This is a genomic window from Burkholderia sp. BCC0044 (assembly GCF_902832955.1).
Classification (GTDB): Bacteria; Pseudomonadota; Gammaproteobacteria; order Burkholderiales; family Burkholderiaceae; genus Burkholderia.
Genome location: NZ_CADFDO010000007.1, coordinates 1 through 18295, shown reverse-complemented (window position 1 = coordinate 18295; position 18295 = coordinate 1). Strand labels below are relative to the sequence as shown.

Here is an 18295-nt window from a genome sequence, read left to right as displayed (position 1 = left end):
CTTTTTTTCGTCCATCTTTCGCCCTGCTCGCGGCGCCGCCAAATGTCCGCCGCGCACCCGCCGGCCATCCCGTGCGACAACCGGCCTGACCCGGCGCAAGGCCCGTCCGGCGGGCGATCGCGGCCGATGCCCGCACGTTCGGCTCACATCGGTGCTTGACCTGCGCCGACCGACTCGCTAGCGTTTCGGGTTTGCCCGGGCGGCCATTGCCGCCGGTGCCGTGAGCGCGCCCGACGTCCTGGCGCGCGCGGCCGGGCTCCGATGGAAAAGACGATGCAGAAACTCGATGCGGCCAGCCCGCAGGCGATGTCGACGGATTTCACCGCCGACAACGTCGCGCGCCTGAAGGCGCTGTTCCCCGAACTCGTGACCGAAGGCCCGGACGGCGCGTCGGTCGACGTCGACGTGCTGAAGGCGCTGGTCGGCGAACGCACGGTCGGCGACGCCGACGAGCGCTACGGCTTCCATTGGCACGGCAAGCGCGCGGCGCGCCAGGCCGCGCTCACGCCGTCGACGGGCACGCTGCGGCCCTGCCCCGACGACAGCGTCGCGTGGGACGACACGCGCCATCTGGTGATCGAGGGCGACAACCTCGACGTGATGAAGCTGCTGCACAAGAGCTACGCCGGCAAGGTGAAGCTCGTCTACATCGACCCGCCGTACAACACCGGCAGCGATTTCGTCTATCCGGACGACTTCAGCGACAGCATCCGCCACTACCTGTCGATGACGGGCCAGGCCGAAGGCGGCGTGAAGCGCAGCACCAACACCGAGGCGAACGGCCGGTTCCACACCGACTGGCTGAACATGATGTATCCGCGCCTGAAGCTCGCGCACGCGCTGCTGTCCGACGAAGGGCTGATCGCGGTGCACATCGACGAGCACGAGGTGCATGCGCTGGTGCTGATGCTGCGCGAGATCTTCGGCGAGGAAAACGAGCTCGGCGTGGCCGTGTGGGACAAGCGCAACCCGAAGGGCGACGCGCGCGGCGTCGCGTATCAGCACGAATCGCTGGTGCTGTTCGCGCGCAACGCCGAGACGCTGCTCGAACAGGCGCCGCTCAAGCGCCCGAAGCGCAACGCGCAGCGCATGCTCGACGCCGCGCACGACGCGGTGTACCGCAGCGGCAACCCGAAAGACGCGCAGAAGGCGTACCGCGCGTGGATGAAGGCGCAGACCAACCTGTCCGGCGGCGAGGTGATGTACGACCGGCTGTCGCCGGAAGGCCGCGTGTACCGCCTCGTGTCGATGGCGTGGCCGAACAAGAAGAAGGCGCCGGACGAATATTTCACGCCGCTGATCCACCCGGTCACCGGCAAGCCGTGCGCGATGCCGGCGCGCGGTTGGCGCAACCCGCCCGCGACGATGCAGGCGCTGCTCGAGCGTGGCCAGATCGAATTCGGCCCGGATGAAACCACGCAGCCGCAGCGGATCTACTACCTCGACGAGAACATGTACGAGAACGTGCCGTCGGTGCTGCCGTTCGCGGGCTCCGACGATGCGCTGTTGAAGACGCTCGGCATCCCGTTCGACCTGCCGAAGCCGGTCGACTTCGCGGCCGCCGTGATCGGCTGGTGCACGCGCGGCGACGACATCGTGCTCGACTGCTTCGCCGGCTCCGGCTCGACCGGCCACGCGGTGATGCAGGTGAACGCGACCGACGGCGGCGCGCGCCGCACTATCCTCGTGCAGCTGCCCGAGGCGCTCGACCGCCGCGACAAGACGCAGACGGCGGCCGCCGATTTCTGCGCGAAGCTGAAAAAGCCGCTGACGCTCGCCGAAATCACGAAGGAACGCCTGCGCCGCGCCGCGCAACAGGTCGCGCGCGACTATCCGGAAAGCTATGGCGACCTCGGTTTTCGCGTGTACCGGCTCGACACGACCAACGTGATCGAGTGGGACCCGCGCCGCGACGACTTCGACCACGCCCTCTTCGCATCCGTCGAACACGTGAAGACCGGCCGCACCGAAGACGACCTGCTCGCCGAGCTGACGCTGAAGCTCGGCCTCGATCTGTGCACGCCGGTCGAGCATCACCAGGTGGCCGGCAAGACCGTGCACCTGATCGGCCGCGCAATCGTCGCGTGCTTCGACGCGCGCATTTCGCGCGACGACGCGGGCCCGCTCGCCGACGGCATCGTCGACCTGCTCGACGCGACCGGCGCGTCGCGCGACGTCACGTGCCTGTTCCGCGACAGCGGCTTCGTCGACGACGTCGCGAAGCTCAATCTCGCCGCGCTGCTCGAACAGCACGGCGTGAAGCGCGTGCGGAGCCTGTGATGCGCCTGCATTTCGAAGCGGATCTCGACTACCAGCGCGAGGCGATCGACGCCGTCTGCGACCTGTTTCGCGGCCAGGAATCGTATCGCGGCGACTTCAGCGTGCTCGCGAACGCCGCGCCCGGCACGACGGCCGCCGCGCAAGGCTCGCTCGGCTTCGCGGTATCGGAGCAGGGCGTCGGCAACCGGCTGTCGCTGACCGACGACGCGCTCGCGCGCAATCTCGCCGACGTGCAGCTGCGCGGCGGGCTGCCGCCGTCCGGCCTGCCCGGCTCGCGCGACTTCACCGTCGAGATGGAAACCGGCACCGGCAAGACCTACGTATACCTGCGCACGATCTTCGAGCTGAACCGCCGTTACGGCTTCACGAAATTCGTGATCGTCGTGCCGTCGATCGCGATCAAGGAAGGCGTGCACAAGACGCTGTCGATCACCGAGGATCACTTCCGCGCGCTGTACGCGGGCGTGCCGTACGACTACTTCCTGTACGACTCCGCGAAGCTCGGCCAGGTGCGCCATTTCGCGGCGAGCGCGGCGATCCAGATCATGGTGATGACGGTCGCCGCGATCAACAAGAAAGAGATCAACAACCTCTACAAGGACAGCGAGAAAACCGGCGGCGAGAAGCCGATCGACCTGATCCGCGCGACGCGGCCGATCGTGATCGTCGACGAGCCGCAAAGCGTCGACGGCGGCCTCGAAGGGCGCGGGCGCGAAGCGCTCGCCGCGATGGCGCCGCTCTGCACGCTGCGCTATTCGGCCACGCACGTCGACCGCCATCACATGGTGTACCGGCTCGATGCGGTCGACGCGTACGAGCGCAAGCTCGTCAAGCAGATCGAGATCGCGTCGGCGATCGTCGAGGATGCACACAACAAGCCGTACGTGCGGCTCGTCGGCGTGTCGAACCGGCGCGGCGCGATCAGCGCGCGCGTCGAGCTCGACGTCGCGACGGCGGCCGGCGTGAAGCGCCAGATCGTGTCGGCGACCGACGGCGACGATCTCGAACGCCTGACTAAGCGCGCGCTGTACGCGGGGCTGCGGATCGGCGAAGTGCATGCGGTCAAGGGCGCCGAATACGTGGAGCTGCGCCATCCGGAAGGCGAGGCGTTCCTGTCGCTCGGCGAGGCGTTCGGCGACATCGACACGCTCGCCGTGCAGCGCGAGATGATCCGCCGCACGATCCGCGAGCATCTCGACAAGGAGCTGCGCCTCGCCGAACGCGGCGTGAAGGTGCTGTCGCTGTTCTTCGTCGATTCGGTCGAACGCTATCGCCGCTACGACGAGAACGGCGCGCCGGTGAAGGGCGACTACGCGCTGATCTTCGAAGAGGAATATGCGCGCGCGGCGCGTGTGCCGGCCTACCGTGCGCTGTTCGACGGCGTCGACGTCGCGCTGGAAGTCGAGCGCGCGCACAACGGCTACTTCTCGATCGACCGCAAGGGCGGCTGGACCGACACGAGCGAAAGCAGCGCCGCGGCCCGCGAGAACGCGGAGCGCGCGTACGGCCTGATCATGCGCGAGAAGGAAGCGCTGCTGTCGTTCGACACGCCGCTGAAGTTCATCTTCTCGCACTCGGCGCTGAAGGAAGGCTGGGACAACCCGAACGTGTTCCAGATCTGCACGCTGCGCGACATCCAGACCGAGCGCGAGCGCCGTCAGACGCTCGGCCGCGGGCTGCGCCTCGCCGTCGACCAGGACGGCGAACGGGTGCGCGACGCGGGCGTGAACACGCTCACCGTGATCGCGACCGAGCGCTACGAATCGTTCGCGGAGAACCTGCAGAAGGAAATCGAGGCCGATACGGGCATCCGGTTCGGGATCGTCGAGGAACACCAGTTCGCGGCGCTGCCGGTGCAGGAAGACGACGGCCCCGCGCATGCGCTCGGCATCGAGCTGTCGCGCGTGCTGTGGAACCATCTGCGCGAGCAGGGCTACGTCGACGCGCAGGGCAAGGTGCTCGACCGGCTGAAGGATGCGCTGCGCCAGAGCGCGCTCGTGCTGCCGGATGCGTTCGAGCGGCTGCGCGCACCGATCGTCGCGACGCTGCGCAAGCTGTCGGGCCGCTTCGCGGTACGCAATGCCGACGAGCGCCGCGCGATCGCGTTGCGGCGCGATGCGTCGGGCAAGGCCGTCGTGTTCGGCGAGGATTTCCGCGCGCTGTGGGATCGCATCCGTCATCGCACCGTGTACCGCGTCGAGTTCGACAACGCGAAGCTCGTGCGCGACTGCACGGCCGCGCTGCGCGACGCGCCGGACATCGCGCGTGCGCGGCTGCAGTGGCGCAAGGCCGAGATCGACATCGGCAAGGCCGGCATCGAGGCGATCGAGGTGGCCGGCGCCGGCACCGTGCTGCTCGATGAAGGCGAATTGCCGCTGCCCGACCTGCTCACCGAGTTGCAGGACCGTACGCAGCTCACGCGCCGCTCGCTCGCGACGATCCTCGCCGACAGCGGCCGGCTCGACGATTTCCGCGTGAATCCGCAGCAGTTCATCGCGGTGGCGGCCGACGCGATCAACCGCTGCAAGCGGCTCGCGCTCGTCGCGGGCATCGCGTACCGCAAGCTCGGCGAGCGCCACGTGCATGCGCTCGAATCGTTCGAGAGCGAAGCGCTGACCGGCTACCTGCGCAACTTGCGGCCGGACGCGCGCAAGTCGATCCATGAGGCGGTCGTGTGCGAGACGGACGCCGAACGTGCCTTTGCCGATGCGCTCGAAGCGCACGACGGCGTGAAACTGTACGCGAGGCTGCCGGCGTGGTTCCGCGTGCAGACGCCGCTCGGCAGCTATCACCCGGACTGGGCCGTGCTCGCGGAACAGGACGGCGGCGAGCGGCTGTACTTCGTCGTCGATACGCCGAATGCCGACGGCCACGTGCCGAGCGAGCACGAGCGCGCGAAGCTCGCGTGCGGCGAAGCGCATTTCCGCGCGCTGGTCGATGACGACGGCGCGGCGCGCTTCGTGCGGGTCAGGCAGGTGGATGCGTTGTTCGAACCTGCGGCGCCGACGGCGGGCGCGGGGCGGTAAGACGAAGGGCGGCGACGAGCCGCCTTTTTTACTGGCGTGGCTCGGCCTTTATCGATCGTGCCGAGTGCCCGCGCGGCGCCTGTTCCTCATGCCGGTTTTCGTTCCGTCATCCGCGTGAACGCAATTCGTGTTCTCGCGGGCGGCTGACGCAGTTACCGCTGGTTGCAAATCGGGCCGGCGCGATGTTTTCGTCCGCCCGTTACGTTGCGTTTTCGCCGTGAAAAAAGGGCGCCGAAGCGCCCTTCTCCTGCATCCACCGGCTGCGCTTACAGCGTGCGGCCGAATGCGTTGCGATGCGAATGATGCGTGGACGCCGACGCATGCGCGGTGTGGCCATGCGCGTGCGTGTGACCCCGGCCCGGCTGCGTGCCGGCGCGATCGGCGATCGTGTCGGAACGGTCCGCCGCGCGCGCGAGGCCCTTGTCGCGGTCGCCCGCGTGCATGCCGTTCGAGTTGCTCAGCGCCTGGCCGCTCATGTGACCGGCGGACATGCCACCCGCGTTGCCGCCCGAGCCGCCTGCGCCATGACCACCACCGTTGCCCCCGCCATTGCCGCCGGCCGCCGCATAGGCGGACACCGAGCCGAGCGCGAGCAGCGCGGCCGTCAGGACGGACAGATATCGTTGCTGTTTCATCTTGTGCTCCCTGGAGCGCGTTTGTGTGACTGCATTTTATGAACGCGCGACATTCGCGCCGCACGACGTTGTAAATGATCGTAACGACGCGTGCGGCACGCATTCGTCGGATCAATCCGGGACGTACGTGCACGCGGGAACCGCGTGAACGAAGCACCGGAGCGACGCCAAGGCATCGCCCCCGGTGACGAGGTCGCTTACTGCGCCGGCTGCATGCCCTGCGAGGCGGCCTTGTGCTGCGCGGCCTGCTCTTGCGCGTGCTTCGTCGCCATGTGATGCCCGACGATACAGCCGCCAACCGCGCCGACCACGGCGTGGTGCCCCGCGTAGTGGCCAGCCACACCGCCGACTACCGCGCCCTTCATGCAGCCCGCCGCGTGCGCGCTGCCGATCGTTGCGAGCGCAACGACAGTGGCAGCGGCACACCGCCTGATGTATCGCACGGGCATCATGTTTTCACTCTCCTCTTGCGGCGATCAGATGGGCCGCTCAATCCCAGCGGCCGCCGCGCCAGCCGCCGCGATCGCGCCACTCGTGCTCGCGCCATTCACGGCGGCGCCACTCGTGTTCACGCCATTCGCGCTGACGCCAGCCTTCACCGCGCCAACCGTCGTCGCGATAGCCGACCGGTGCGTACATCACCGGCGGAGGCGGCGCCACGTAGACGGGCGCCGGCGCCGTGTAGACGCCCGGCACGCCGATGCCGACCGACAGGTCGACGTGGGCCGACGCGACGCCCGAGGCTGCCAGCGCCGCTACACCGAGAACTGCACCGAGAATAAGTTTCTTGCTCATTTCGCGACTCCCTGCACGTGTCGTGCGTCATGTGACTACGGTTCGGAGTCTAGGCACCGGACGCTGACACAGGTGAAACGGGTATGCGAGACAGGTAACGGACGTTTACGGGTGCCCGCAAAGCCTTATGGAGCAAGGAAAAGGCGACATTCCAGACACCGTTGCGGCGATGCACCGGGTCGGTAAAAAGGGGATTTTCGGCACGAAACCGGCGATCGGATCGCACGCCACCGGTGTGCGCGGGGAGCGAACCGCCCTCACCCTGCGGCGCGAGCGGTTCGCAAGCAGCGCTGCGTTACGCGCGGATATCGTCGACGCTGCGCAGCCAGTGCACGCTGAACAGGTTGTCGGCGTCGGTCCACACGGTATCGGGTGCGAACCCGGCGCGGCGCGCGACCGCATGAAAACCGTCGATCGTGAACTTGTGCGAGTTCTCCGTGTGAATGCGTTCGCCGGCTTCGAAGTGGAACGTGTGGCCGCGCACGTGCACGGTCTGCGCGACGTCGCTGACGAGATGCATCTCGATGCGCTGCCGCCCGCGATCGTAGAACGCGCAATGCGAGAACGCATCGACGTCGAAATCCGCGCCGAGCTCCGCGTTCGCGCGCGCAAGCAGGTTCAGGTTGAACTGCGCGGTCACGCCCTGCGCGTCGTTGTACGCGTGATGCAGCGTGTGCTCGTCCTTCACGAGATCCGCGCCCACCAGCAGGCCGCCGCCGCGCAGCAGCCGCGCCGCGTCGCGCAGGAACGTGTCGGCCTCTTCCGGCGAGAAGTTGCCGATCGTCGAGCCGGGAAAAAAGCCGATGCGCCGCCGCGGCGTCTCGGTCAGCGCGGCCAGTTGCTCCGCCTTCGTGTAGTCGGCCGCGAGCGGCGCGACGTCGAGCCACGGATAGGCCGCACGCAGCCGCGCGGCCGCGCCGTGCAGGTAATCGGCGGAGATGTCGACCGGCACGTAGCGCGCCGGCGCGTTCGCGTAATTGTCCGCGAACGCGTCGAGCAGCACGCGGATCTTCTCGAGCGAACCCGCGCCGAATTCGACGATGTCCGCATGCGGGCCGACGCGCCGCACGATCTCGGCCGCGCGATCGCGCAGGATGCCGAGCTCGGTGCGCGTCGGGTAGTACTCCGGCAGTTCGCAGATGCGGTCGAACAGCGCGGAGCCGGTCGCATCGTAGAAGTATTTCGGCGGGATGCTGCGCGGCGTGCGCGACAGTCCGTCGATCAGGTCGCGCTCGAACGCGCTCGGCCGCGAATCGCGGGCGGGTTGCAGGCCACCGCTCGTGGCCGTCAGGTCAGACGTCTCGCGCAAGTCGCACCCCCGTGAATTGCCAGCGTGCCGCCGGCGGAAAGAAATTGCGGTACGTCGGCCGTTCGTGCCCGGGCGGCGTCGCGATGCTGCTGCCGCGCAGGACCTGCTGGCCGACCATGAACTTGCCGTTGTATTCGGCCGCTACCCCGGCGAGCGGCCGAAAGCCCGGATACGGCTCGTAGGACGAACGCGTCCACTGCCACACGTGCCCGAGCATCTGCCGGATGCCGTCGGCCGCGAACGCGGTTTCCCATTCGAATTCGGTCGGCAGCCGCGCGCCGGCCCATTCCGCATACGCGGCCGCCTCGTAGAAGCTCACGTGGCACACCGGCGCGTCGGGCGCGAGCGGTTCGACGCCGTGCAGGCCGAAGGTGCGCCGCACGCGCGTGGCGGCCGCATCGTCGTCGTCCGGCATCCAGTACGCGGGCCCTTGCCACCCTTCCCGCTGCACCGTGGCCCAGCCGTCGGACAGCCAGAATTCCGGGCGCGTATAGCCGCCGTCGGCAATGAACGCGGCGAATTCCGCGTTCGTCACGAGGCGGTTCGCGATCTCGTACGGCCGCACGAGCGCGGTGTGGCGCGGCCGTTCGTTGTCGAACGAGAACGCGTCGCCGTCGTGACCGATCTCGACGAGCCCACCCGGCTGCGGCAGCCAGCGCAACGGGCCGGCGTCGCCCGCGGCGAGCGCGCTTCCTGCTTCATCACCCGTGCGCGGCCGGAATGCCGGCCGCAGCGGGTTGCACGAGAACGCATGCAGCATGTCGGTGACGATCAGTTCCTGATGCTGCTGCTCGTGATGCAAGCCGAGCACGAGTTCGGGCGCGATCGCGTCGAGCAGCGCCGCGTCGGCGGCGGTCAGCGCGCGCAGCATCGCGTCGTCGACGTATTGCCGGTACGCATGCACGTCGTCGAGCGACGGACGCGTGAGCAGCCCGCGCTGCGGCCGTGGATGGCGCGGGCCGAGCGCTTCGTAATAGGAATTGAAGAGGAACTGGAAGGCGTCGTCGAATGGCGCGTAGCCGGGCACGCGGCGCATCAGCACGACGGTTTCGAAGAACCAGGTCGTATGCGCGAGATGCCATTTCGTCGGACTCGCGTCCGGCATCGACTGCACGGCCTGGTCTTCGGCGGACAGCGTCGCGGTCAACGCGACGCTATGGGCGCGCACGTCCTGGTAACGGCGCTGAAGCTGGGATGCAAGAAGGCTCATCGGTTTACCGTTCACGTCGCGATTCGCTGCGTTGCGTTGCCGGAAAAGGGAAAGCCTTGCGCTCGAGTGCGCGCGGCTGACGGGCGATTTGCTGCTGCGTCGTCGGGCAGCCGGCGCGCGCGCCGGGCCGCGGATGCGGCGTCACTTCATCTGCCCGTGCAGAACAGTATGGTCCAGAAATGTGAAGGTCGCGAATCGGATTTCCTGTGAAACGTAGGCGAAAGAAAAATGAAAGCATGTGCGATGTGGGCGTCGCGCGGGTCACGAACCGTCGACGCCTGTCGTGACGGGGTTCGGCCGACGGATGCAATGCGCGTGCCCGCGGCGGCCTGCTACTGACGTCCGGTGACAGCCGCCCGGCGTGCGTGAAAGGTCGATGGCGCGCGTTCGTCGAAGGAGCAGCCTTATGCAGCCGATTCGTCAGTCGATATCGCGTCCTTCTTGGCGGCTCCACCCTTCGCTTTCCGCCGCGCGCTTCCCCGGTTCCGAAAAATTTTTTGCATCGATGTCACACCCGCGGGGTGCTCGCTCGTCATATCGGCGGAACCCACACGAAAGGAGAAGGAACCATGACTGCGAAACTCAATCCGTTTGCCGCCGCCCCCGCGCTGATGAAGAGCTGGATGACCGTGTCGGTCGCCGCGGCCGGGAGCCTCGAGCCGACGCTGATCGAGCTGGTCAAGATCCGCGCGTCGCAGATCAACGCATGCGCGAACTGCCTTAACATGCACACCGTCGAGGCGCGCGAGCAAGGCGAGACCGAGCAGCGTATCTACCTGCTGTCCGCGTGGCGCGAAGCGCCCTGCTACACCGACCGCGAACGCGCGGCGCTCGGCTGGACCGAGGCGCTCACGCGGCTGTCGGAGGGCCATGCGGCGCACGAAGCGGCCTATGCGGCGCTGAACGACCATTTCAGCGAGGAGGAACAGGTGAAACTCACGGTGATGATCAACGTGATCAACGGTTGGAACCGGCTCGCCGTCGGCTTCGGGCTGTGGGTCGACCCGGCCGACGCGAAGGCCGCCGCCGCGAAGATGGTGGCCTGATGCCGAACCTCGACCCGGCCGGCTCCAGCGCCAGCGCCGACGAACGGGCCGACGCGGCGGCGAGCTTCGATCCGCTGCGTCGCACGCTGATCCGCGTCGCGTACCGGATGCTCGGTTCCGTCGCGGATGCCGAGGACATGGTGCAGGACGCGTTCATCCGCTGGATGCACGTCGATCGTACCGACGTGCGCGTGCCGGAGGCGTTCCTGCGCCGCATGGTGATGCGGATGTGCCTCGATCAGCTGAAGTCCGCGCGGCACCAGCGCGAGACCTATATCGGCCCGTGGCTGCCCGAGCCGGTCGTCGAGGAAGACGAACCGGACGACGTCACGCTGCCGCTGCTGCTCGCGCTCGAACGGCTCTCGCCGCTCGAACGCGCGGCGTTCCTGCTGCACGACGTGTTCGGCCTCGAATTCGACGAAGTGGCCACGACGATCCAGCGCGACCCGGCCGCGTGCCGGCAACTCGCCGCGCGAGCCCGCACGCACGTGCGCGACGCGCGGCCGCGTTTTCATGTCGAGAAGCAGCGCGGGATCGAACTGGCCGAAGCGTTCTTCGCGGCGTCACGCAGCGGCGACATGCGTGCGCTCGGCGCGATGCTCGCCGAGGACGTGAGCCTGCATTCCGATGGCGGAGGCAAGCGCACGGCGGCCGGCAAGCCGGTATTCGGCTTCGAGCTTGTGATGCGGGTGCATGCATACCTGGCCGAGCTGTTCGCGACGCATGCGTCGAAGCTCGTGCGGGCCGGGTTCATCAACGGGCTGCCGGGGTTCGTCACGCTGGAAGCCGACGGCGAGCTGCAGACGACTGCGCTCGAGATCGACGACGGCAAGATCGTCGCGATCTATGTCGTTCGGAATCCTGACAAATTGAAGCATCTGCATTGAGGGCGGCGCGAGCATGCGCCGTGTGCGATGTGGATACATGTCGACGGCGCCGTCCGCCCTCTTCCTTCTGCCCTGCGCTGCCGATCGCCGGCTACAGCGATCAGTACGGCATGCCTCCGGCGTTGCCCATCATGAACAGCAGTACGCCGAGGAGCGGCGTCGCGACGGCGAAACCGGCCGCCGCGAGCCAGTTCGTGCCGCCTTGCGCCTCGAGCAGCGCGAGAAACGATTCGCGGGACGTCGCGTTCGGGCGCAGTTTTTCGATCTGGCGTTCGACGTGCCGCTTGTAGAGGCCGTTCCCGTACCAGCCGATCGACACCGCGATCGCAATCGTGGCCGGGTCGAGCATGCTCGATTCGAAGTATCCCGGGAAGTACAGCAACTCGACCAGCGTGATGCCGAGCGTGACGGCGAGCACAGCGGCCGCCTGCCAGTACATGCATCGATACGCCAACCAGACCGGGCCCAGGACGCACGCGGCCCAGTTCCACGACTGCCGGCTTTTGCGCGAGTCGGCGATCGCCCATTTTCGTTCGTACCAGCTGGCCTTCGTGCCGACGTAAGCGGCGATTTCATCGTTGCTTTCGGACGATGCGACGGTTGTGACCTCGGACATGGACGTGTGCTCTCATTCGCGCGGATCGCGCGTCGTTGTTCTGATGCGGTGGAGATCGAGCGGCGCGCGAAACCGCCGCATCGATACGCACACGATTCTACGCGCCGTGCAGCGGCAGTTATGTGGCGGATCGGATGGTCGGTGACGATGCGATGCTGGGCCGAATATCGCGCAACGCATTGAGGCTTCATGCGTTGTTTTGCGTTGTTTCGGACCGGAAAAGAAAAACGCCACGCGAAGTTGCCGCGTGGCGTTTGTATGTTTGGCGAGCCGCGTTGCCTGTAGGCAAGTTGTGCTGCCGGACCCCTTCATTTTGTTCGTTGGTAGGCTCGATTGGATTCGAACCAACGACCCCCACCATGTCAAGGTGGTGCTCTAACCAACTGAGCTACGAGCCTAAGAAGCCGCGAATTATAGAGAGGGTTTTGGGGGAGCACAAGCCCCTTCGTGAAAATTTTTTGAAACGTGCCGCACGAGGGCTGACGATCGATGTTGCATGGCGATGCCCGCGGCGCGGGCTTCACCTGTTCGCATCACAGCAAAACGCGTCGATGTGCTGTGGTGTTATCCACATTGCCCTCTGGATAACCGTCCGGGAAGTCTCTGGATTCACAGTGGAACGATTGAGGATATGTCGGCGCGGCTGTGAATCGACGAAAAGTTGTTCTGTGCTGCCGGCTGCTGTTCACGTCGCGCACCCAGGGTTATGCATTTCGCTTCGCGTTGAAAATTCAGTGCGTTACGGAGGTTATCCACTGTGGGGCACAGCGCTTGTTAACTATCACTACGTATATATACGAACCCTGTTAACACCTTTGGATAAGCACAGTCCGTCGACTGTGCTCCGCTCAGGATATGCACTGCGTGCAGCGAGAGGACAAACGAAACGGAACGCTGTGAAGCGCATCGATCGATGCGCGAGCCTTCATGTCTGTAGAATCGCCGGCATCCAGCATGCAAAGGCCCGGCGAACGGGTTACGGGGTGTGTGTCGAGCGTGTCGGGCGAGTCTCCGACGACGATATCGCGGCGATCGTCGCACGACTCGCCACGGTGTGAACCGGATGAACCGACTCGAACCTTGAATCAGCGACATGAAACCGAGAACCGAGCAGGGTGATGCGAGCAATGCTCGCAAACGAAGCCGGTGATGGGACCGATTGTTTGCGCGAAACGTTGAAGTGCATCGACCTCGGCAACGGCGACGTGCCGACATGAATACACCGGAGCGACCCTGACGTTTATGCCGCCGGCACTCACGCATGAATTCGGAGAACACGATGAGCACGTTGAATTTCGGCACGATCGACCGCTGTTCGGTCACGCTCAACACCGCGACGCTGCTCGGCTTGAAAGCGGCCTACGAAGACTTTGCGGCGACCGGGCAGGATCTGCGCAACTTCGAGATCTGCATCACGGATAAAAAGGCATCCACGGTGGATCCGAGGCCCGACGACGATGTCATGACCATTACGTTCATGGCGAAGCTGATTCCCGGCATGCGTGGGGTCGGCAATGCAAACCGGCTCGGGAAGTCGATCCACTATGTCATCGCGCCCGAAACCGGCGAGATTCTCGGTGTATTCGGGACGAAGTGACCCGAAGCGCGGACGGCGCTGTGTGGATAACCGACCCGCCAAACAGATCCAAACACTGTGCGTTCGATCGGTGAGCATCGACGCGAATCATGCAAGACAGGTCTGCTTCGCCCATGCTTGAATGCCACACCTCACACGGACTTCCCATGTCGATCATGTCTTCGGTCATCAGGTGGACCCTCTGCATGACAGCCGTCGCGCTTGCCGCGAATGCAGTCGCGGCAAGCGATGCACCGGCCGCGGTGCGGCTTTCGAACGGACGTGAACTGCAGCAAGACGAGAAGCGACTGGTCGAGGTCGACGTCGCCCGTCACCGCACGAGTACGGTGCGGTTGCCGGCTGCATTGCGTCGGGCGGTGGCGTCGGCGTCGAGCGTCGGCTTCCCGTCGGCGAGATCGAGCATCATCGATGGAAAGGAGTTCGTGCTGTTCGTCGTGAGCCAGTCGACGAGTCGCAACCCGATGGGCTATTGCGGCGCGGGCGAGGAAAGCACGCTCTACGTTCTGCAGATCAAGGGCAGCGCTGCGGCGTCGAGCTATGCAATGCCGGTGCAGAGTTGCGTGGATAGCGTGTCGCTCGACACCGACGGGGGCAATCGAGCGCCTTACCTGGCGATCGAATGGATCACCGATCCCGCAGGCTTCGAGGTTTCGTGGACGAACATCGACGATGCCGGCCCGGCGACGCGTGAGTATCGCTATGACGGCAGTACGTTCGTGCAGAGCAGGAAATAACCGCATGTGGACAACCGGCAAGCAATCCAGTTGAAACCCTGTGCATCCGACAGGTGAGTGTCTCGGTTTCGGCGGACTCGTCAGCCCGAACGCCTTGCCTGGCAAGGCGTTGACGACAATGGAAGAGAGAAGGGAACAAATCGCCGGCGACGTTCGAAAGTCGATGGCCTTGTGGATATCGCTACCCCAGGTCACTCGAAATCCTGTGCATTCAGCTGGTGATGGCAGTGGAATCTGGCGAAGATGGTCGGTCAATCATCCGGATTGTGGACATCGATACTGCAAACAACCAGAGACGCTGTGCAGACCAATCGAGGTCAGCCTGAATCACCGCAATGATCGATGTGGATATCCCGCCCCGCGGCGACTCGAAACCCTGTGATTTTAAAGGTGAGGGCGCCGGCGCGGTTTCGATGTGAATAACAGCCGAGGAAAGTCAGTCGAAACGCTGTGCATTCGAGTGGTGAGCGTGCACCCGTTCAAGCCGGCCAAGCCGCGCCACAAAAGGCGCTGGCGGCCATCGCAGACCACCAGTCGGGCGCGCATCGTACCACTTCAAGTCTGCTGATCGAGCGCCTGCACGACTGCCTTCTCGCCAAGACTCCCGGCCGGCCCGACCACCGCATAGTTGAGCCCGTTCACCGATCCATACCGCGCCAGCAGCGCGCCATCCACGCGTTGCCCGTTCGGCAGCAGCCGATGTTTCGATTCCGCCGGCCGGAGATAGAAGCTCAGCGTCCGCCCCGCATCGTCCTGATAGAGCACCATCGCGGCCGTGGCCCCGCTGTCCGTCGTGAACAACCGCCCACCGACCGGCCTGAACCCCGCCGCGCTCAAATCCGGCAGCTTCGCCGAGGCGCCCACGCGTTCGGTGAGCCACCCCTGTAAATCGCCCGCACCGGTCGGCCGGTAATCGACCTTGGCCGTCCGATCGACCACCATCATCTGGTAAGCCTTGACCGCATCGCTCATCGGCGCGATGGGCGGCGCCGCGTTCCATCCGCGCGCCTGCCATCCGCCGAACGTCCCGAGCCCGACGCAGAACACGAACGAAGCCGCCATCGCGAACCGCATCCGCGCGCGCTCGGCCCGTCGGCCACGAATCGCCGCCGGATCCAGCGCAGGGTTATCGGCCGGCATCCGCACGCTCTCCAGCGCGGCCCGCAACCGCTGCGCGTCCTGCTGCCATTGCTTCACCTGTTCCGCGCGCTCCGGATGCAGCGCGAGATAACGCTCGACCGCGGCGCGCGCATCGTCGTCGAGCTGGCCGTCGACATAGGCCTGAAGGTCATGTTCGTTCGGAGGCGTGTTCATTTCTTCATTAACCGCAAGGAAGGAGCAGGAAGTTCGCCGTCGCTGAGCTGGCGCAGCGCCTGGCGCGCGCGGGAGAGCCGCGACATCACCGTGCCGATCGGCACCTCGAGCAGGTCGGCCGCTTCCTGATAGGTGAAGCCTTCGACCGCGACGAGCAGCAGCAGGCTGCGCTGTTCGTCCGAGAGCCGGCCGAACGCTTCGAGCGTCGCGCGCGCCGCGAATTCGCGTTCGGCGGACGGCCAGTGCGCTTCGTCGTCGTCGCGGATGCGGCCGAGCAGCCACGCGTAGCGCTTCGCACTGCGTTTGCCGTCGAGAAATTGCCGGTACAGGATCGTGAAGAGCCAGCTGCGCAGCGACGCGTCGTCGCGACGGCTCGTCCAGCGCGACAGCGCGCGCTCGAGCGTCGACTGGACGAGATCGTCGGCCGCGTGGACGTCGCGCGCCAGCCAGAGCGCGAAGCGTCGCAGCCTGGGGATGAGTTCGCGCAATGCTTCGTCGTCGAGGGCGGTGGAGGGCATGGCCGGGCCGGTTGCCGAAAGGGTCGTAGATGCCGCGTAGGACGCCGGCCGGCATCGGTTATTCCCTCCAGCATACGAAAAAATTCTTCGTGGAATAAAGCGGCGTGGGCGGCGTCCTACCCGCGTTCGACAATGATCTGACGATCGGGAGCGCATTCATGAAGCAATCTTCTTCTTCGCCGCAGCGCGAGCCCGGGCGCGGGTGGTGGCGCTGGGCCGTGATCGGCGGCGCGGTGGCCGGCGTGGCCGCGGCGTTCGGGTATGCAGGCGGGTGGCTCGCGCCGGCGCGTCTGACCCCGCACCGGCTCGTCGACGCGCTGCAGACCAACAGCGGCATCCATCCGGGCTACCGGCGCAATCACGCGAAGGGCGTGTGCGTGACCGGCTACTTCGAAGGCAACGGCGCGGCGAGCGCGTATTCGGTCGCGCCGTTCTTCAAGGCGGTGCGCACGCCGGTGGTCGGGCGATTCGCGTTGCCCGGCGGCAATCCTTATGCGCCGGACAGCAGCGTGCCGATCCGCAGCCTCGCGCTGAAGCTCACCGCGCCGGACGGCGAGCAATGGCGGACCGGGATGAACGCGATGCCGGTGTTTCCGGTGGCGACGCCGCAGGCGTTCTACGAGCAGACGCTCGCGACCCGGCCCGATCCGAAGACGGGCAAGCCCGATCCGGCGAAGGTGAAGGCGTTCTTCGGCGCGCATCCGGAAGCGGGTGCGTTCCTGCAATGGGTCAAGGGTGCGAAGCCGAGCGCGAGCTACGTCACCGAAAGCTATTACGGGTTGAACGCGTTCTACTTCGTCGATGCGGCCGGCAAGCGCCAGGCGGTGCGGTGGCGCGTCGTGCCCGAGCAGACGGCGGGCGCCGGCGACGTCGCGACGGCCGCGGATCCGAACGTGCTGCAACAGGACGTGACGCAGCGCATCGCGGCCGGCCCGCAGAAGTGGAAGCTGCTGGTCACGCTGGCGGAGCCCGGCGACCCGGTGGACGACGCGACGAAGATCTGGCCCGCGCAGCGCACGACGATCGATGCGGGCACGCTCGTGCTCGACCGCGTGGAGGCGCAGGACAGCGGCCCGTGCCGCGACGTGAATTACGACCCGACGGTGCTGCCGCAGGGGATCCAGGTGTCGGGCGATCCATTGCTGGCGGCGCGCTCGGCCGCGTATGCGGATTCGTATCTGCGGCGCACGAGTGAAGAGGCCGGCGTGGCAGGCGTGGCGCGAGTGAGTGGGGAGGGACGATGATGAAGGCTTCGACGACGTTTAGCTTGCCGGCGCGGGTGCTGCATTGGGTGATGGCCGCGATGATCCTCGCGATGCTGTTCATCGGGGTGGGGATGGTGGCGTCGGTTTCCGGGCGGCACGAGATCCTGGTGGCGATTCACAAGCCGCTGGGTGTGGCCGTGCTGGTGCTGGTGTGTGTGCGGATCGTGGTGCGGATGCTGTCGAAGCCGCCGGCGTTGCCCGAGGATCTGCCGTGGTGGCAGAAGGTGGCCGCGCACGGGTCGCATCTCGTGCTGTATGCGCTGATGGTCGCGATGCCGCTGATCGGCTGGGCGATGCTGTCGGCGGGCGGGTATCCGGTGACGCTGGGCGGCGGCGTGCAACTGCCGGCGCTGGTATCGGCTGATCCGGTGACGTTCGCGTGGCTGCGGGTTGCGCATCGCGTGCTGGCCTATCTGTTCTTCCTGACGTTCCTCGCGCACTTTGCGGCGGCGCTGTATCACGGGCTGATTCGACGGGACGGCGTGGTGAGGGCGATGGTGGGGCGGTAATCGACGGAAGGTTGCGTTCGATGCGGCGGGGCTGTTCACGGGCGACCGAGACTGCGCCTGCCGTGTCGCCTATATATGAGCACTGGGAAGTGCTCGGCGGTCCCCGCCATAGCATGTCAAAAATATTTCACAAAAGGGGTTGCGGAGACCGGGGCGGATGCATAGAATCACGCCTCTTTCGCGCTAACGGAAACACGGCGCGGGGGAAGAAGAGGGAAGCGGTACTGTTGAAGTCGGTTTTATCGATTCCAGTGCACGCGAAATTAAACCGCAGTCGTCGCAACGAAGTAGTTAAAAAAGTTGTTGACGAGTCTCAAAAAACGGTTGATAATCTCGCTTCTCTGCTGCTGAAAACGCGGCGCTGCTGGGAAACACGGAGTTTCTCGCAGAAATGCTCTTTAAAAATTAACAGCCGATAAGTGTGGGCGCTTGATGAAAGCGAGCTGATCCTCGGATCAGATGGCAAAAGTATCAAGAGTCTCACACTAAAGTAAGTCAGGTTTATGAAGTGATTCATATTCCTGTCAGCTTTGAGTGAGCGACCGGTTCTTAAC

At 65.9% G+C, this 18295-nt stretch carries 17 protein-coding genes and 1 tRNA gene; 8 read left to right on the top strand and 10 right to left on the bottom strand.

Annotated features, from left to right (window positions below; all coding sequences use genetic code 11):
• Window positions 1-261: 261 nt before the first annotated feature.
• Together HWX14_RS31865 and HWX14_RS31860 are read left to right on the top strand one after the other, a co-directional pair.
• Entirely contained in the window at window positions 262-2280 is a 2019-nt protein-coding gene (locus tag HWX14_RS31865; protein WP_175886178.1) for a site-specific DNA-methyltransferase, read from the top strand.
• Window positions 2280-5306: a DEAD/DEAH box helicase family protein gene (locus HWX14_RS31860; protein ID WP_175886177.1), complete on the top strand. Its 3027-nt coding sequence runs from the start codon at window positions 2280-2282 to the stop codon at window positions 5304-5306. Before HWX14_RS31865 ends, HWX14_RS31860 begins: the two co-directional genes overlap by 1 nt.
• A 266-nt stretch (window positions 5307-5572) precedes the next feature.
• Here HWX14_RS31860 and HWX14_RS31855 read toward each other — a convergent pair whose 3' ends face one another.
• From HWX14_RS31855 to egtB, 5 genes are all read right to left on the bottom strand, one after another.
• The gene (locus HWX14_RS31855; RefSeq protein WP_175886176.1) at window positions 5573-5941 is read right to left on the bottom strand and encodes a hypothetical protein; all 369 of its coding nucleotides are present in this window, start codon (window positions 5939-5941) and stop codon (window positions 5573-5575) included.
• 197 nt (window positions 5942-6138) lie between these two features.
• Window positions 6139-6393, bottom strand: coding sequence for a hypothetical protein (locus tag HWX14_RS31850; protein ID WP_175886175.1), 255 nt, complete (start codon window positions 6391-6393; stop codon window positions 6139-6141).
• Window positions 6394-6430: 37 nt separating this feature from the next.
• Complete coding sequence (locus HWX14_RS31845) at window positions 6431-6736, bottom strand: hypothetical protein (protein WP_175886174.1); 306 nt, start codon at window positions 6734-6736, stop codon at window positions 6431-6433.
• 295 nt (window positions 6737-7031) lie between these two features.
• Entirely contained in the window at window positions 7032-8045 is a 1014-nt protein-coding gene (gene egtD, locus HWX14_RS31840) for an L-histidine N(alpha)-methyltransferase (protein ID WP_175886173.1), read from the bottom strand.
• A complete protein-coding gene (gene egtB, locus HWX14_RS31835) occupies window positions 8029-9255 on the bottom strand; it encodes an ergothioneine biosynthesis protein EgtB (RefSeq protein WP_175886172.1) in 1227 nt (408 codons plus the stop codon). Before egtB ends, egtD begins: the two co-directional genes overlap by 17 nt.
• A gap of 569 nt (window positions 9256-9824) precedes the next feature.
• Here egtB and HWX14_RS31830 point away from each other — a divergent pair.
• Window positions 9825-10301 (top strand): carboxymuconolactone decarboxylase family protein, encoded by a 477-nt coding sequence (locus HWX14_RS31830; RefSeq protein WP_011544480.1) that lies wholly within the window; start codon window positions 9825-9827, stop codon window positions 10299-10301.
• Window positions 10301-11188 carry a sigma-70 family RNA polymerase sigma factor gene (locus HWX14_RS31825; protein WP_175886171.1) on the top strand — a complete coding sequence of 296 codons (888 nt, stop codon included), beginning with the start codon at window positions 10301-10303 and terminating at the stop codon, window positions 11186-11188. The genes HWX14_RS31830 and HWX14_RS31825 overlap by 1 nt, the downstream gene beginning before the upstream one ends.
• 100 nt (window positions 11189-11288) lie before the next feature.
• On the opposite strand, the gene HWX14_RS31820 is transcribed toward HWX14_RS31825, so the two are convergent.
• Both HWX14_RS31820 and HWX14_RS31815 read right to left on the bottom strand, forming a co-directional pair.
• Entirely contained in the window at window positions 11289-11804 is a 516-nt protein-coding gene (locus tag HWX14_RS31820) for a DUF2628 domain-containing protein (protein ID WP_175886170.1), read from the bottom strand.
• A 321-nt stretch (window positions 11805-12125) separates the two neighbouring features.
• A tRNA-Val gene (locus tag HWX14_RS31815) sits at window positions 12126-12202 on the bottom strand.
• Between the two features lie 881 nt (window positions 12203-13083).
• On the opposite strand from HWX14_RS31815, the gene HWX14_RS31810 reads away from it, so the two are divergent.
• Both HWX14_RS31810 and HWX14_RS31805 read left to right on the top strand, forming a co-directional pair.
• Window positions 13084-13401 (top strand): hypothetical protein, encoded by a 318-nt coding sequence (locus tag HWX14_RS31810; protein WP_175886169.1) that lies wholly within the window; start codon window positions 13084-13086, stop codon window positions 13399-13401.
• 89 nt (window positions 13402-13490) lie between these two features.
• On the top strand, window positions 13491-14135 hold the full coding sequence (locus HWX14_RS31805) for a hypothetical protein (RefSeq protein ID WP_175886168.1): 645 nt from the start codon (window positions 13491-13493) through the stop codon (window positions 14133-14135).
• Between the two features lie 555 nt (window positions 14136-14690).
• Here HWX14_RS31805 and HWX14_RS31800 read toward each other — a convergent pair.
• Together HWX14_RS31800 and HWX14_RS31795 are read right to left on the bottom strand one after the other, a co-directional pair.
• Window positions 14691-15449: an anti-sigma factor gene (locus HWX14_RS31800; RefSeq protein WP_175886167.1), complete on the bottom strand. Its 759-nt coding sequence runs from the start codon at window positions 15447-15449 to the stop codon at window positions 14691-14693.
• On the bottom strand, window positions 15446-15967 hold the full coding sequence (locus HWX14_RS31795) for a sigma-70 family RNA polymerase sigma factor (RefSeq protein WP_175886166.1): 522 nt from the start codon (window positions 15965-15967) through the stop codon (window positions 15446-15448). Before HWX14_RS31795 ends, HWX14_RS31800 begins: the two co-directional genes overlap by 4 nt.
• A 158-nt stretch (window positions 15968-16125) precedes the next feature.
• Here HWX14_RS31795 and HWX14_RS31790 point away from each other — a divergent pair, with 158 nt between their 5' ends.
• Both HWX14_RS31790 and HWX14_RS31785 read left to right on the top strand, forming a co-directional pair.
• Complete coding sequence (locus HWX14_RS31790; RefSeq protein ID WP_027812172.1) at window positions 16126-17211, top strand: catalase family peroxidase; 1086 nt, start codon at window positions 16126-16128, stop codon at window positions 17209-17211.
• The gene (locus HWX14_RS31785; RefSeq protein ID WP_041489150.1) at window positions 17208-17741 is read left to right on the top strand and encodes a cytochrome b; all 534 of its coding nucleotides are present in this window, start codon (window positions 17208-17210) and stop codon (window positions 17739-17741) included. The genes HWX14_RS31790 and HWX14_RS31785 overlap by 4 nt, the downstream gene beginning before the upstream one ends.
• Window positions 17742-18054: 313 nt before the next feature.
• Here the strand turns inward: HWX14_RS31785 and HWX14_RS36320 are convergent.
• Window positions 18055-18295, bottom strand: a 241-nt coding sequence (locus HWX14_RS36320; RefSeq protein ID WP_208456196.1) for a hypothetical protein, incomplete at its 5' end; no start/stop codon positions are given.